The sequence below is a fragment of the Methylobacterium sp. CB376 genome, assembly GCF_029714205.1.
In the GTDB taxonomy this organism is placed as follows: Bacteria; Pseudomonadota; Alphaproteobacteria; order Rhizobiales; family Beijerinckiaceae; genus Methylobacterium.
Genome location: NZ_CP121648.1, coordinates 4,904,624 through 4,918,528 on the forward strand (window position 1 = coordinate 4,904,624; position 13,905 = coordinate 4,918,528).

General features: G+C 75.6%; 13 protein-coding genes. 7 read left to right on the forward strand and 6 right to left on the reverse strand.

From position 1 onward, the window contains the following. Positions 1-76: 76 nt before the first annotated feature. The 5 genes from QA634_RS22455 to QA634_RS22475 are packed head-to-tail and all read right to left on the reverse strand — an operon-like array spanning position 77 to position 3,361. A complete protein-coding gene (locus QA634_RS22455) occupies positions 77-1,333 on the reverse strand; it encodes a CCA tRNA nucleotidyltransferase (protein WP_012334205.1) in 1,257 nt (418 codons plus the stop codon). Further along, the gene (locus tag QA634_RS22460) at positions 1,330-1,587 is read right to left on the reverse strand and encodes a DUF6111 family protein (RefSeq protein ID WP_012334206.1); all 258 of its coding nucleotides are present in this window, start codon (positions 1,585-1,587) and stop codon (positions 1,330-1,332) included. Before QA634_RS22460 ends, QA634_RS22455 begins: the two co-directional genes overlap by 4 nt. Beyond that, on the reverse strand, positions 1,584-2,285 hold the full coding sequence (locus tag QA634_RS22465) for a CoA pyrophosphatase (protein WP_012334207.1): 702 nt from the start codon (positions 2,283-2,285) through the stop codon (positions 1,584-1,586). The genes QA634_RS22460 and QA634_RS22465 overlap by 4 nt, the downstream gene beginning before the upstream one ends. After that, positions 2,282-2,896, reverse strand: a complete 615-nt coding sequence (locus QA634_RS22470) for a DUF1285 domain-containing protein (RefSeq protein ID WP_012334208.1) — start codon at positions 2,894-2,896, stop codon at positions 2,282-2,284. Before QA634_RS22470 ends, QA634_RS22465 begins: the two co-directional genes overlap by 4 nt. Before the next feature lie 39 nt (positions 2,897-2,935). After that, positions 2,936-3,361: a PaaI family thioesterase gene (locus tag QA634_RS22475; RefSeq protein WP_012334209.1), complete on the reverse strand. Its 426-nt coding sequence runs from the start codon at positions 3,359-3,361 to the stop codon at positions 2,936-2,938. A gap of 166 nt (positions 3,362-3,527) precedes the next feature. Here QA634_RS22475 and QA634_RS22480 point away from each other — a divergent pair, with 166 nt between their 5' ends. From QA634_RS22480 to QA634_RS22495, 4 genes are all read left to right on the forward strand, one after another. After that, positions 3,528-4,538 (forward strand): AAA family ATPase, encoded by a 1,011-nt coding sequence (locus QA634_RS22480; protein ID WP_012334210.1) that lies wholly within the window; start codon positions 3,528-3,530, stop codon positions 4,536-4,538. An 8-nt stretch (positions 4,539-4,546) separates the two neighbouring features. Continuing rightward, positions 4,547-5,458, forward strand: coding sequence for a DUF58 domain-containing protein (locus tag QA634_RS22485; RefSeq protein WP_012334211.1), 912 nt, complete (start codon positions 4,547-4,549; stop codon positions 5,456-5,458). A gap of 13 nt (positions 5,459-5,471) precedes the next feature. Further along, positions 5,472-8,297 (forward strand): DUF4159 domain-containing protein, encoded by a 2,826-nt coding sequence (locus tag QA634_RS22490; protein ID WP_012334212.1) that lies wholly within the window; start codon positions 5,472-5,474, stop codon positions 8,295-8,297. A gap of 79 nt (positions 8,298-8,376) precedes the next feature. Next, positions 8,377-10,455, forward strand: coding sequence for a membrane protein (locus QA634_RS22495; RefSeq protein WP_012334213.1), 2,079 nt, complete (start codon positions 8,377-8,379; stop codon positions 10,453-10,455). A 160-nt stretch (positions 10,456-10,615) separates the two neighbouring features. Here the strand turns inward: QA634_RS22495 and QA634_RS22500 are convergent, their stop codons facing one another. Then, positions 10,616-11,116, reverse strand: a complete 501-nt coding sequence (locus QA634_RS22500; protein ID WP_012334214.1) for a GNAT family N-acetyltransferase — start codon at positions 11,114-11,116, stop codon at positions 10,616-10,618. 444 nt (positions 11,117-11,560) lie between these two features. On the opposite strand from QA634_RS22500, the gene QA634_RS22505 reads away from it, so the two are divergent. The 3 genes from QA634_RS22505 to QA634_RS22515 are packed head-to-tail and all read left to right on the forward strand — an operon-like array spanning position 11,561 to position 13,905. After that, a complete protein-coding gene (locus QA634_RS22505; RefSeq protein WP_012334215.1) occupies positions 11,561-12,475 on the forward strand; it encodes a transporter substrate-binding domain-containing protein in 915 nt (304 codons plus the stop codon). A gap of 18 nt (positions 12,476-12,493) precedes the next feature. Continuing rightward, on the forward strand, positions 12,494-13,192 hold the full coding sequence (locus tag QA634_RS22510) for an ABC transporter permease (RefSeq protein ID WP_012334216.1): 699 nt from the start codon (positions 12,494-12,496) through the stop codon (positions 13,190-13,192). After that, positions 13,189-13,905: an ABC transporter permease gene (locus QA634_RS22515; protein WP_012334217.1), complete on the forward strand. Its 717-nt coding sequence runs from the start codon at positions 13,189-13,191 to the stop codon at positions 13,903-13,905. Before QA634_RS22510 ends, QA634_RS22515 begins: the two co-directional genes overlap by 4 nt.

A 13,905-nucleotide genomic window follows, 5' to 3' on the forward strand; every position in this document is an offset into this window, starting at 1 on the left:
ATCCCTTCGGGACGGCGGTTGGGGGCGTCGCTCACGCGCCGCGCGGGCGCGTGAGACGGGATCCGCCTGGATAGGATCAGCCATCGGAGGCCCGCGCCGCCTCCAGCGCCAGCCTCACCAGCCGCTGGCGGGCGGGGGCGTCGGAGGGGCAGCCCTCGGCGAGCCACGCCGCCCGCGCCGCGGCCAGCGCCCGCCCGAGCCCCGGTCCCGGGGTGGCCCCGCCGGCCACGAGCTGCGCCCCCGTCACCGGGAAAAGCGGCACCGCGATGCGGCCCGCCGCGAGGGAGGCGAGCAGCTCCCGTGCCTCCTCGTCGAGGATGGGGCGGGGCTCGCCCGCGAGGATCATCGTCGCGTCGATGATTGCCGGAAGGCCGTGCCGGGCGACCTGCCGGCGGAGCGCGGCGGCGTCGATCGCCTCCGTCGCCCCGTGCAGCGCCGCGAGGGCGGCCGCGGCGCCCGCGAGCCGCGCGTGCTCGGCCTTGGAGAGCCGCAGCCCCTCGCGCAGCCGGTCGGCATCCGCCTCCGACTGCACCGCCAGGGCGGCGAGCCGGCGCACCGGGTCGGGCGGGTCGTCGCGGGAGCGCAGCCGCGCGAGGCGGCCGAGATCGCCGATCCCGCCGAGGAGCCGCTGCAGCAGCCCGGTCGCGGACATGACCGCGACCACCTCGGGCGCGCCCGGCGCCGCGACGAGCTTCAGCATCTCGACCCGGACCCTCTCCCGGGACAGGGTGGCGAGGCCGTCGCGCGCGGCGATCGCGGCGGCGAGGCCGGCGGGATCGAGGGGACCGCGCCCGTAGCGGGCGTGGAAGCGGAAGAAGCGCAGGATCCGGAGGTAATCCTCGCGGATGCGCTGGGCCGGATCGCCGATGAAGCGCACCCGCCCGGCCGCGAGGTCGGGCAGGCCGCCGACGGGGTCGTGCAGGTGCCCGCCCGCATCCGCGAACAGCGCGTTGATGGTGAAGTCGCGCCGCGCCGCGTCCCGGCCGAAATCCCGGCCGTAGCGCACCACCGCGTGGCGGCCGTCCGTCTCCACATCCTCGCGCAGGGTCGTGACCTCGAAGGGCTCGCCGTGGGCCACCACCGTGACGGTGCCGTGGCTGATCCCGGTCGGGACCGGCTTCAGCCCCGACGCGGCGGCGCGCCGCATCACCGTCTCGGGCAGGAGCGTCGTGGCGAGGTCCACATCCGCCACGGCGCGGCCGAGCAGCGCGTCCCGCACCGCCCCGCCGACGAGGCGGGTCTCCTCGCCGGGCAGGGCGAGGGCGTCCAGCACCTTGCGCAGGGGGGCGCGGGCCAGCAGGGCCGCGAGGCCGCCCGCGTCGCGCAGGCTCATCGGAACTGTCCGGGCACGACCCGGCCGTTCTCGATGTGGGTCGGGACGAAGCCGTGCCCGTGCCGCTCGGCGAACAGGCCCGCCGCCAGGAGCGAGCCCACCACGAGGACCGCGCCCGCCAGCGCGAGCCGCAGGGCGTGGTCGCTCCAGTGGAGCCAGACCAGCGGGCTGCGCCGGCTGAGCACGAGGTAGATCCCGAACAGCGCGAAGGGCAGGAAGAACAGGATCAGGTCGTCGGCAACGGCGCGGATCATCGCGGGGCAGCCTGGCCGGGGCCGGAAGGAGCGGCCGCCGGCGCCCCGGCGAGCCGGTCGGAGAAGTTGCGCAGGATGCCGGCCGTCACGCCCCAGATGTAGCGCTCGCCGAACGGGATCGCGTAGTAGCGCCGCTGGCGCCCGCGCCATTCCCGGCTGTGCAGGGCGTGGTTGGCGAGGTCCATCAGGAAGGCGAGCGGCACCTCGAAGGCCTCCGCCACCTCGTTCGGGTTGAGGCTGAGCGGCGCGGCCGGATCGACCAGGCCGACGACCGGCGTCACCAGGAAGCCGGTGCCCGACAGGTAGGCGTCGAGGTAGCCGAGCGGGCGCACGAAGCCGCGCAGCAGGCCGATCTCCTCCTCGGCCTCGCGCAGGGCCGCCGCCAGCGGGGAGGGGTCGGCCGGGTCGATCTTGCCGCCCGGGAAGGCGATCTGCCCGGAATGGTCGCGCAGGTGGGCCGCGCGCTGCGTGAACAGGACGGTGACGCCCTCCGGCCGGGCCAGGACCGGCACCAGCACGGCGGCGGCCCGCGGCGGGCGCGCGAGCGCGGCCGTCAGCACGTCGGGCTCGACGTCGTGGTCGCCGCGCGGATTCGAGGTCGGCTCGAGGGGGCCGGGCGGCTCGGCCCGCAGCCCCGCCGCGGCCCGCGCCAGGAAGAGCTCGACCGCGGAGGGATGCGGCGCGGGGGAGGCGCTCACGACAGCTCCGCGGCCGGCAGGATCGAGTGGAAGCGCCCGCCCGCCGCGAGGCCGAACCAGCGCGCGCCCTCGACCTCGCGCTCCTCGCAGAGATCGACGAGGTCGTAGACGAGGGCGCGGGTCACCAGCGCCCAGAGCCCGTGGCGGACGTGGATGTAGGGCTTGAGGCCGCCCTCGGCGTCGCGCTCGAAGCGCATTCCGTGCGCCTCGTCGAGCGGCACGAGGTCGTCGAGGTTGGTGCGGAAGGCGAGGCGGCGCGCCTCGCCCTCGCCCTCCACAGCCATCTCGACGGCCAGGAAGGGCGCGTCCTCGACCTCGATCCCGACCCGCTCGACCGGGGTGACGAGCACGATCCGCCCGTCCGGGTCCCGCCGCAGGATCGAGGCGAAGAGGCGCACCAGGGCCGGCCGCGCGATCGGGCTGCCGTTGTAGTGCCAGGTGCCGTCCGCGGCGATCCGCATCGGGATCTCGCCGCAATAGGCCGGATTCCAGCGCTCGACCGGGGGCGGCCCGCGCCGGCCCGCCTCCGGCCCGAGGGCGGCGGCGAGGCGCGCGAGCGGGCCCGGCGAGGGGGATTCCGGTGAGGCGGGGCCGGACGAAGTCTGCGTCATGCGCTGAAGATAGGCGAGGCGCGACGGTTTTGAACGTCCTCAGCTGGCCGGATCGGGCCGCCGCCGCAGGATCTTCCACACGCCCGTGCAGGTCGCCGCGACCCGGCCCCGGCTCGTCACGTCGCCGCGCAGGAAGACCAGGGTGCCGGTGCGCTGGACGACCTGCGGCACCAGCGTCGCCACCTCGCCGATGCGCAGGGCCGCGATGAACTGCATCTCGAACTGCACGGTGACGCAGTTCGCGCCCTCGGCCGCCGCCATCGCGGTCACGCCGAGCGCCCGGTCCGCGAAGGTCATCAGCATCCCGCCCTGCACGACCCCGATCAGGTTGGCGTGCTTGGGCTCGGCCCGGAACGCGTAGGAGGCCGGCCCCTCGCCCTCGCGCACGAAGATCGGGCCGACGAGGTCGACGAAGCCGGGATCCGTGAAGGGATGCCAGCCCTGGGAGGGGTCGAGGTCGCTCATGGCGAGGGCTTACCCGAGCCGGCGCGCCTCCCGCAACGCCGCCCCGCCCGGCGCCCTGCCCTGCGTCGTCTCGCCGACCTTGCCTCCGGCAGGGCAGGGTTCCAAACTCCACGGTCTGGTGCGGATCGGGGCGGATCCGGGAACCACCGCGAGCAGAGGATCCCCCATGACCCACGGCAGCGCGCCGGCCCCCGCGACCTCCCTCGACGACGGCATCGTCGCCGCCGCGGAAGCCTGCCTCGCTTCGGTCGGACGCGCCCGCGACGCGATCCACCAGGTGATCTTCGGCCAGGAGCAGGTCGTGGACCTCGCCCTGGTGACCATCCTGGCCGGCGGCCACGGGCTCCTCGTCGGTCTCCCGGGCCTTGCCAAGACCAAGCTCGTCGAGACCCTCGGCACGGTGCTCGGGCTCGATGCCCGCCGGGTCCAGTTCACCCCGGACCTGATGCCCTCCGACATTCTCGGCACCGAGATCCTCGACGAGGACCAGGACCGCCACCGCTCCTTCCGCTTCGTGCGCGGCCCGATCTTCAGCCAATTGCTGATGGCCGACGAGATCAACCGCGCGAGCCCGCGCACCCAGTCGGCCCTGCTGCAGGCGATGCAGGAGCACTTCGTCTCGGTGGCGGGCGAGCGGCACGAATTGCCGCGCCCCTTCCACGTCCTCGCGACCCAGAACCCGATCGAGCAGGAGGGCACCTACCCGCTGCCCGAGGCGCAGCTCGACCGCTTCCTCCTGGAGATCGACGTCGGCTACCCGGACCGGGCGGCGGAGCGGCGCATCCTGATCGAGACGACCGGCGCCGAGGAGCACCGGCCGCAGGCGGTGATGACCACGGACGCGCTCATCGCCGCGCAGCGCCTCGTGCGGCGCCTGCCGGTGGGCGACCGGGTGGTCGACGCGATCCTCGACCTCGTCCGCGCCGCCCGGCCGGAGGGCGGCGACGCCGCGGTGGCGCCCAAGCTCCTCTGGGGGCCGGGGCCGCGGGCGAGCCAGGCCCTGATGCTGGCGGTGCGCGCCCGCGCCCTGATCGAGGGCCGCGTCGCGCCCTCCGTGGAGGACGTGGCGGCCCTGGCCGAGCCGGTGCTCAAGCACCGCATGGCGCTCACCTTCTCGGCCCGCGCGGACGGCGAGACGATCCCCGGCCTGATCGGCCGGCTCGCCTCGCGCCTCTAGGGCGCGGCATGCCCTCGACCCGCGTCCTCGACGCGACGCAGCGCGCCCCCGGGCGGCGCGAGACCGAGGGCGCCCTCGCCCTCGCCCAGCGGATGCCGCGCCTGATCCTCGAGGCGCGGCGGGTGGCCTCGACCCTGGCGCACGGGCTGCACGGGCGGCGGCGGGCCGGGCCCGGCGAGAGCTTCTGGCAGTTCCGCCCCTTCGTGGCGGGCGAGGCGGCCGGCCGCATCGACTGGCGCCGCTCCGCCCGGGACGGGCGCCTCTACGTCCGCGAGCGCGAGTGGGAGGCGGCCCACACGGTCTGGATCTGGGTCGATCGCTCGGCCTCGATGGGCTTCGCCTCCAGCCTGGCCCAGGCCCCGAAGGTCGAGCGCGCCCTCGTGCTCGGCCTCGCCCTGGCGGATTCCTTCGTGGAGGCGGGCGAGCGGGTGGGGCTGCTCGGCCTCGCCCGGCCGCAGGCCTCGCGCGCGATCGTGGAGCGCGTCGCCGAGGCCCTGGCCGCCGATGCGGCCGGGCTCGACGAGGACCTGCCGCCGCGCGCGCCCGTCGCCCGCTTCGACGAGGTGGTGCTGATCGGCGACTTCCTGAGCCCGCCCGAGGAGCTGCGCGCCACGGTGGCGGGCATCGCCGGCGCGGGCGGGCGCGGGCACCTCGTCGCCGTCGTGGATCCGGTGGAGGAGACCTTCCCGTTCGCGGGCGAGGCCGAGCTGCACGACCTGGAGGCCGGGATCTCCCTGCGGGTCGGCGACGCCGCGGCCTGGGGCGAGGCCTACCGGGCGCGGATCCGGGCCCACCGGGACGCGCTGGCCGAGATCGCCCGCGGTCACGGCTGGACCTTCAGCCTCCACCGCACCGACCGTCCGGCGAGCGAGGCGGCGCTGCGCGTGCTGACGCTCGTGGCGGCGCGCGGCGCCGGTTGAGGAGGCGGACCGGATGTTCGGACTTCCCCTGACCTTCGCCGCGCCGCTCGCCCTGGCGGCCCTGCTCGCCCTGCCGGCCCTCTGGTACCTGCTGCGGGTGACGCCGCCGCGGCCGCGGCGGATCGACTTCCCGCCGCTGCGCATCCTGGCCGACCTGCTGCCCGAGCGGGAGACCCCCGCCCGCACGCCGCCCTGGCTGATGATCCTGCGCCTCCTCGCGGCGGCCTGCCTGATCCTCGCGGTGGCGGGGCCGGTCTGGAACCCGGCCGCCCCGGCGGTCGGCGACGGGCGCGCGCCCCTCGTCCTCGTCCTCGACAACGGCGCCACCGCCGCGCAGGATTGGCGCGACCGGGTGCGGGTCGCGGGCGAGGAGGTCGAGGCCGCCGCCCGGGCCGGGCGGCCGGTGGCGCTGCTCGCCACGGCGGCGGCGCCCGCCGGCCTGGAGGCGACCGGCCCCGGCCCGGCGCTGGAGCGCCTGCGCGCGGTCAAGCCCCAGCCCCACCTCGCGGCGCGGGACGCGCACCTGCCCGCCCTGACGGGGTTCCTCGAGCGCAATCCCGGCAGCGCCGTGGTCTGGATCAGCGACGGGGTCGCCGGGGTCGACGAGGGCCGCTTCCCGGCCGGCCTCGCGGAGGCGGCCTCCCGCACCGGCGCCGCCGTCACGGTGCTGAAGGGCGACCGCGCCCCGGCCCTGGCGCTCGCCGGGCCGGAGGGGAGCGGCGGGCGGATCGGCGTCCGGGTGCTGCGCGCCGAGCCGAACGGCCGCGACTCCGGCACCGTGCGGGCCCTCGACGCCAAGGGCCTGCCGCTCGCCGAGGGGGCCTTCGCCTTCGCGTCGGGCGCCACCGAGGCGGAGACCGGCTTCGACCTGCCGGTCGAGATCCGCAACGCCATCGCGCGCTTCGAGGTCGCGGGCGAGCGCTCGGCCGCCGCCGTGACCCTCGCGGACGAGCGCGGGCGCCGCCGGCGGGTCGGCCTCGTCTTCGGCGGAACCAGCGACCAGGCCCAGCCCCTGCTGTCCCCGGTCTACTACCTGTCGCGCGCGCTCTCGCCCTTCGCGGACGTGCAGGAGCCGCGGGGCGGCAAGGGCGTGGCGGAAGCGATCGGGCAGATGCTCGATGCGCAGGTCTCGGTGCTGATGCTCGCCGATGTCGGCGCCCTCGACCCGGCCACGCAGGAGCGCGTCGCGGGCTTCGTCGACAAGGGCGGGCTCCTCCTGCGCTTCGCGGGGCCGCGCCTCGCGGCGGGCAGCGACGACCTCGTGCCGGTGCGCCTGCGCCGCGGCGGCCGCGTGCTCGGCGGCGCCCTCTCCTGGGACAGCCCCAAGACCCTGGCTCCCTTCCTGCCCGAGAGCCCCTTCGCGGGATTGCGGGCCCCGGCCGATATCGGGGTGCGGCGGCAGATCCTCGCCGAGCCGGACGGCGACCTCGCCCGCCGGACCTGGGCGTCGCTGCAGGACGGCACGCCGATCGTGACCGCGGCGAAGCGCGGGGAGGGGCTGATGGTTCTCGTCCACGTCACGGCCGACACGACCTGGTCGAACCTGCCGCTCTCGGGCCTCTTCGTCGACATGCTGCGCCGGACGGTGGCGCTCGCCGGCTCCGCGCCGCCGCCCGACGGCGGCGCCCAGGCGGGACCGCCGCCGGTCCTGGCGCCGCGCCTCGCCCTCGACGGCTTCGGCGCCCTCGCCCCGCCCCCCGCTACCGCGCGGGCGATCCCCGCCACCTACACCGACCGGGCCAGCGCGGAGCACCCGCCCGGCTTCTACGGGCCGCTCGACGGCGGCCTCGCGGTGAACGCCCTCCGGCCCGACGACCGGCTGCACGCCCTCGACTTCGCCCCGCTCGGGGCGGCGCGGTTCGGCGGCCTGTCGGAGGCGGCGCGGCGCGACCTGCGCGGGCCGCTCTTCCTGCTCGGGCTGCTGCTCCTCGTCCTCGACACGCTGGCCACGCTGTGGCTCGGCGGGTTCCTCGGCCTGATGGCGGCCCGGCTGCGCCGGCCCGCCGCGGCGGCGCTGCTGCTGCCGGCCCTCCTCGCGGGCCTCCCGGGCGCGCCCGATCCCGCCCGGGCGGCGGAGCCGGCCGCGAACCGGCCGAACGGCATCGAATCCGCCCTCGTCACCCGCATCGGCTACGTGCTGACCGGCGACGCCACCGTGGACGAGACCAGCCGGGCGGGCCTGACCGGCCTCACCCAGATGCTGGCGAGCCGCACGGCCCTCGAACCCGGCGAGCCCGCCGGCATCGACCCGGCGCGGGACGAACTCGCCTTCTATCCGCTGATCTACTGGCCGGTCGTGCCGAGCCGCCCGCAGCCGGGCGAGCAGGCGATCCGGCGCATCGACGCCTTCATGAAGAACGGCGGCACCGTGATCTTCGACACGCGCGACGCCATGATGGCGCGCTCCGGCGGCCCGCCCACCGCCGAGGCGCTCTATCTCCAGCGCATGCTCTCGACCCTCGAAGTGCCCGAACTGGAGCCGGTGCCGCGCGACCACGTGCTCACCAAGGCCTTCTACCTCGTGGATTCCTTCCCGGGCCGCTACGCCAACGGCCAGACCTGGGTCGAGGCGCTGCCGCCGGCCGGCGACGGGGCCGAGCGGCGGCCGGCCCGCGCGGGCGACGGCGTCTCGCCGATCGTCATCACCGGCAACGACCTCGCCTCCGCCTGGGCGGTGGGGCGCCGGGGCGAGGCGCTCTATCCGGTGGTGGGGGGCGACCCGCGCCAGCGCGAGATGGCGTTCCGGGGCGGGGTCAACCTCGTGATGTACGCCCTCACGGGCAACTACAAGGCCGACCAGGTGCATGTCCCGGCCCTGCTGGAGCGGCTCGGCCAGTGAGGGCGGGCGCGATCGGGGCGGCCGGGCCGGGTGCCCGCCCGCGCGCCCGCGGCCGGGCCGGCGGAGCTGAGGACCATCGATGCTGAGCCTGAGTGTCTCGCCCCTCGTTCCGACCGCGCTCCTGTGGGGGCTTGCCGCCGCGGTGGGTCTGCTCGGCCTCGTGGCGTTCGTGGCCCGCGGCCCGGTGGCGCTCCTGCGCGTCCTGGTCCTCGGCCTTCTGCTCGCGGCCCTCGCCAACCCCTCCCTGGTCCAGGAGGACCGCGAGCCGGTCAAGGACGTGGCCGCGGTGGTGATCGACCGCTCGGGCTCGCAGATGCTCGGCGACCGCCCGGCCATGACCGAGCAGGTCCGGGCCGAGCTGCAGCGGCGCTTCGGCGGCCTCGCGGAGATCGAGCCCCGCTTCATCGAGGTGCCGGAGGTCGGCACCGACGAGGGCACCAAGCTCTTCACCGCCCTCTCCAACGCCCTCGCGGACGTGCCGCCCGACCGGCTCGCCGGGATCGTCATGGTCACGGACGGGGTCGTGCACGACATCCCGGCCAGTGCCGCCGCCCTCGGCGTCAAGGCGCCCCTGCACGTCCTCGTCACCGGCCATCCGGACGAGCGCGACCGCCAGATCCGCCTGATCGAGGCCCCGCGCTTCGGCATCGTCGGGCGCGAGCAGACGATCCGCGCCGAGGTGATGGAGCGCGGCGGCACCGGCTCGGCCACCGTCACGGTGCGCCGGGACGGGCAGGAGGTGGTTCGCCAGACGGTGCGCACCGACCGGCCCTTCAGCCTGACCCTGCGCATCGAGCATGGCGGTCCCAACGTCGTCGAGATCGAGGCGGAGGCGCTGCCGGGCGAGCTCACCACCGCCAACAACCGCGCCGTGCTGCCGATCGAGGGCATCCGCGAGAAGCTGCGGGTGCTCCTCGTCTCCGGCGAGCCCCACGCCGGCGAGCGCACGTGGCGCAACCTCCTCAAGTCCGACGCCAACGTCGACCTCGTCCACTTCACCATCCTGCGCCCGCCGGAGAAGCAGGACGGCACCCCGATCTCCGAACTCTCCCTGATCGCCTTCCCGACCCGCGAGCTGTTCCAGCAGAAGATCAAGGATTTCGACCTCATCATCTTCGACCGGTACGCCAACCAGAGCGTGCTGCCGTCGAGCTACTTCGACAACATCGTCCGCTACGTGCGCGAGGGCGGGGCGCTGCTGATCGCGGCGGGGCCGGAATTCGCCTCGGCCGCGAGCCTCGCGCGCACCCGCCTGGCGGCGATCCTGCCCGGCGAGCCGAACGGCCGCGTGGTCGAGCGGCCCTACAAGGCGGCCCTGACCGGCAGCGGCCAGCGCCACCCGGTCACCCGCGACCTGCCGGGCTCGGAGGCGAGTCCGCCGGCCTGGGGCGACTGGCTGCGGCTGATCGGGGCCGAGATGCGCCCCGGCATCACGGCGATCCTGGCGGGGGCCGAGTCCATGCCCCTGCTCGCCCTCTCGCGCGAGGAGAAGGGCCGGGTCTCGCTGCTCCTCTCCGACCACGCCTGGCTCTGGGCCCGGGGCTACCAGGAGGGCGGCCCGCATCTCGACCTGCTGCGCCGCCTCGGCCACTGGCTGATGAAGGAGCCGGCCCTGGAGGAGGAGGCGCTGCGCGCCGCCACGACCGGCCACGGCCGCGAGGTCCGGGTCGAGCGCCAGACCATGGCGGATTCGGCCGAGCCGGTGACCGTGACCGCGCCGAGCGGGGCCACCCGTACGCTGACCCTCGACCCCGACCGGCCCGGCCTGTTCGCGGCGACCTTCGAGGCGGGGGAACTCGGCCTGCACACCCTGCGGTCGGACAGCCTCGTCAGCTTCGTCAGCGTCGGCCCGGCCAATCCGCGCGAACTCGTCGACGTCTTCAGCGACACGGAGCGCCTGCGCCCGCTCGCCGAGGCGACCGGCGGCTCGGTCCGCCGCCTCGCGGAGGCGGGCGGCGGCGTCGTCGTGCCGCGGCTCCAGATCGCCCGCTCGGGCCGCCTCGCCGGGGCCGAGTGGATCGGCTTCCGGCCGAGCGACAGCGCGGTGGTGCGGGGCGTCTCGGTCTACCCGCTGGCGCTCGGCCTGGTGGCGCTGGCGCTGCTGGCGGCCGCGGTGCTGGCCATGTGGCTCGTCGAGGGACGTCGCGGGCGGGCGTGAGCCCGCACCGGCCGCGCGATCGGGGGCGAGCGGCGTTGCTTATCCGACATCCGACGGATCGCTTCGCCATCTCCCATTTCGGCAATGCGGATGTCGGCTTCGCTCAAGCGCCGCGCAGGCTCGTCAGACGCTGTCCGGACGTGATCGTCCGGAGAGCGGATCACGCCCCGCCGACGATCGCCCCCGACACCCCGTCGAGGGCGCCCTCGCGCAGTTCCAGCACCAGGAAGCGGGCCGGGTCGACCGGTCCCGGCAGGACCAGGCGCCGCGGCGGGACCGGCCGGAAGCCGAAGCGGGCGTAGTAGGGCGCGTCGCCCACGAGCAGCACCAGCCCGTGCCCGCCGGCCCGGGCGGCGTCGAGGGAGGCGTCCATCAGCCCGCCGCCGATGCCGCGGCCGCCGAAGGCCGGGTCGACCGTGAGGGGGCCGAGCACCAGGGCTGGCGCGCCGCCCGCCCGCGCGGGCGTGACCCGCACCGAGCCGACGAGGAGCGTCCCCACCAGGGCCGTGAAGGAGAGGGCGGGCAGGTGCGCCACCCCCTCGCGCAGGCGGTAGGCGGTGCGCGCGAAGCGGCCGGGGCCGAAGGCGCGCTCGTGCAGGCGGCCGATCGCGTCGCTGTCGCCCGCGCGCTCGGGGCGGATCACCAGGGGCAGGGAACTCACCGGACAACCTCGGGCAAGGGGAAACGGACGGGCGGCGTCACGGCCGAGATCGTCGCGCGTCCTGGCGCCGGGCTCCCATGTCGTGCTCCCCTGCGGCCCGGAGGCGGGCCCCTGCGGCCCGGCGGGCCCTTGCGGCCCGAAAGCGGGCCCGTGCGCCCCGCGAAGGGGCCGCCCGCCCGATAGCAGCGCCCGCGCTCCGGTGCAAACCCGCCCGCGGCATCCGCCTTGCTTGACGGGTTCGCGCAGGCGGCGTGCCGCGGACCTCCCCAAGGGGGCTCCCCAAGGGGGCTCCCCAAGGAGGCTCCCGAAGGGGGCTCCCGAAGGGGGCTCCCCAAGGGGGCTCCCCAAGGAGGCTCCCGAAGGGGGCTCCCGAAGGGGGCTTGCGGAAGCCGAACCTTCGCCGCTTGATGACGCCGCCTTGCCGGATCAACCACGGAACCGACCATGCCGACCTTCCCGTCCGCCCCCTCGCTCCGGCCGCACCTCGCCCGGGTGGCCCTTGCCCGGGCGGCCCTTGCCCTGGCGGCCCTGGCCGTCGCGGCGCTCGGGACGCCGCGTCCCGCCGCCGCCGAGGATACGGTGCCGGCCGTGGTCCGCATCGCCACCGAGGGCGCCTACGCGCCCTACAATTTCACCAAGCCGGACGGCAGCCTCGACGGCTACGAGATCGAGCTCGCCCGCGAGATCTGCAAGCGCGCCAAGCTCACCTGCGAGTTCGTCGTGCAGGATTGGGACGGCGTGGTACCGGGCCTGCAGGCCAAGAAGTTCGACGCCATCATGTCGGGCATGACCATCACCGAGGCGCGCCAGAAGGTGATCGACTTCACGCGCCCCTACAGCGGCGACTTCTCGGGGCTCGCGGTCGACGCCGACGGTCCCCTGGCCAAGCTCCCGCTCGGCGACCAGAAGCTCAGCCTCGCCACCGACGAGGCGCAGGCCCAGAAGGCCATCGACGCCATCAAGCCGCTGCTCAAGGGCAAGACCATCGGGGCGCAGGTCTCGACCATCCACGCCAACTTCCTCGACAAATATCTGAAGGGCACCGTCGAGATCCGCGAGTACAAGACCACCGAGCAGCACGACCTCGACCTCGCGGCCGGGCGGATCGACGGGATCTTGGCCAACGACGCGGTGCTGCGCGCCACCGCCGAGAAGCCCGAATTCAAGGGCAGCATCGTGCTGGCCGGTCCGCGCTTCCGCGGCGGCATCCTGGGCCGCGGCGTGGCGATGGGCCTGCGCAAGGGCGAGGCGGCGCTCAAGGCCCGGCTCGACGAGGGCATCGGCGCGGTGATCGCCGACGGCACCCTGAAGACCCTCTCGATCAAGTGGTTCAAGGTCGACATGACCCCCTCCGAGTGACCGGGGGAGACCGGATCGGTGCAGAGTCTCGCGCTCCTCGGGCCGTCCGGCTGGGGCCCGGCCCTGCTGCTCGCGGCCGCGACCACGATCGCCCTCGCGCTGTGCGGCTTCCTCGTCGGGGCCGCGATCGGGGCGCTCGCGGCCTGCGCCAAGCTGGCGGGTCCGGCGCCGCTCGCGGGGCTCGCGGGCCTCTACACGACGATCCTGCGCGGCGTGCCGGACCTCCTCGTCATCTACCTCCTGTATTTCGGCGGCAGCGCCGCCCTCGGGTCGGTGGCGGGGCTGTTCGGCGCCACCGGCTTCGTCGGGTTGCCGCCCTTCGCGGTCGGCGTCGGCGCCCTCGGCATCATCTCGGGCGCCTACCAGGCCGAGGTGTTCCGCGGGGCCTACCTCGCCCTCGACCGCGGGCTGATCGAGGCGGCCCGGGCGGTCGGCATGTCGCCCGCGCTGCTGTTCCGGCGGGTGGTGGCGCCCCTCGTCGCCCGCACCGCGCTGCCGGGCCTCGGCAACGTCTGGCAGATCCTGCTGAAGGATTCGGCCCTGGTCTCGGTGACGGGCCTCGTGGAGCTGCTGCGCCAGGCCCAGGTCGGGGCCGGCTCGACCCGCCAGCCCTTCACCTTCTACCTCGCCGCCGGGGCGCTCTACCTCCTCATCACGAGCCTGTCCTCCTGGGGCTTCGCCCGGGCGGAGGCGCATGCGCGACGGGGCACGCCGTGATCGACCTCGCCTTCCTGCAGGCGACCCTCGTCGCCCTGTCGCGCGGCCTGCCGCTCACGCTCGGCCTCACCGCCGGGTCGCTCGCCTGCGGGGCGGTGCTGGCGCTGCTCGCGGCGGCGGCGCGCCTCTCCGGCATCGGGCCCCTGAGCCTCCTGTCCCGCGCCTACGTCTTCGTGTTCCGCGGCACGCCGCTCCTGGTGCAGCTCTTCCTGATCTATTACGGGCTCGGCCAGTTCCGGCAGGACCTGCAGGCCCTGAACCTGTGGTGGTTCTTCCGGGAGCCGTATTGGTGCGCGCTGTTCGCGCTCAGCCTCAACACCGGCGCCTACACGGCCGAGATCGTCCGGGGCGGGGTGCTGGCGGTGCCGCACGGGGCGCTCCTCGCCGGGCGCGCCTGCGGCATGTCGCGGCTGACGCTGCTGTCCCGCGTCACCCTGCCGCTGGCGGCGAGGCAGGCCCTGCCGGCCTACGGCAACGAGGTCATCCTGGTGGTCAAGTCGACGGCGCTCGCCTCCACCATCACCATCATGGAGGTGACCGGCATCGCCCAGAAGCTCATCGCCCAGAGCTTCCGGGCGTTGGAGATCTTCTGCTGCGCCGCCGCCTTCTACCTCGCCGCCGTGAGCGCGATCATCGCCCTCGTGCGCCTCGCCGAGGCGCGGCTCGCGCCCGACCTGCGCGCGCGGCCCGCCGCGCTGCCGCGCCCCGCCTGA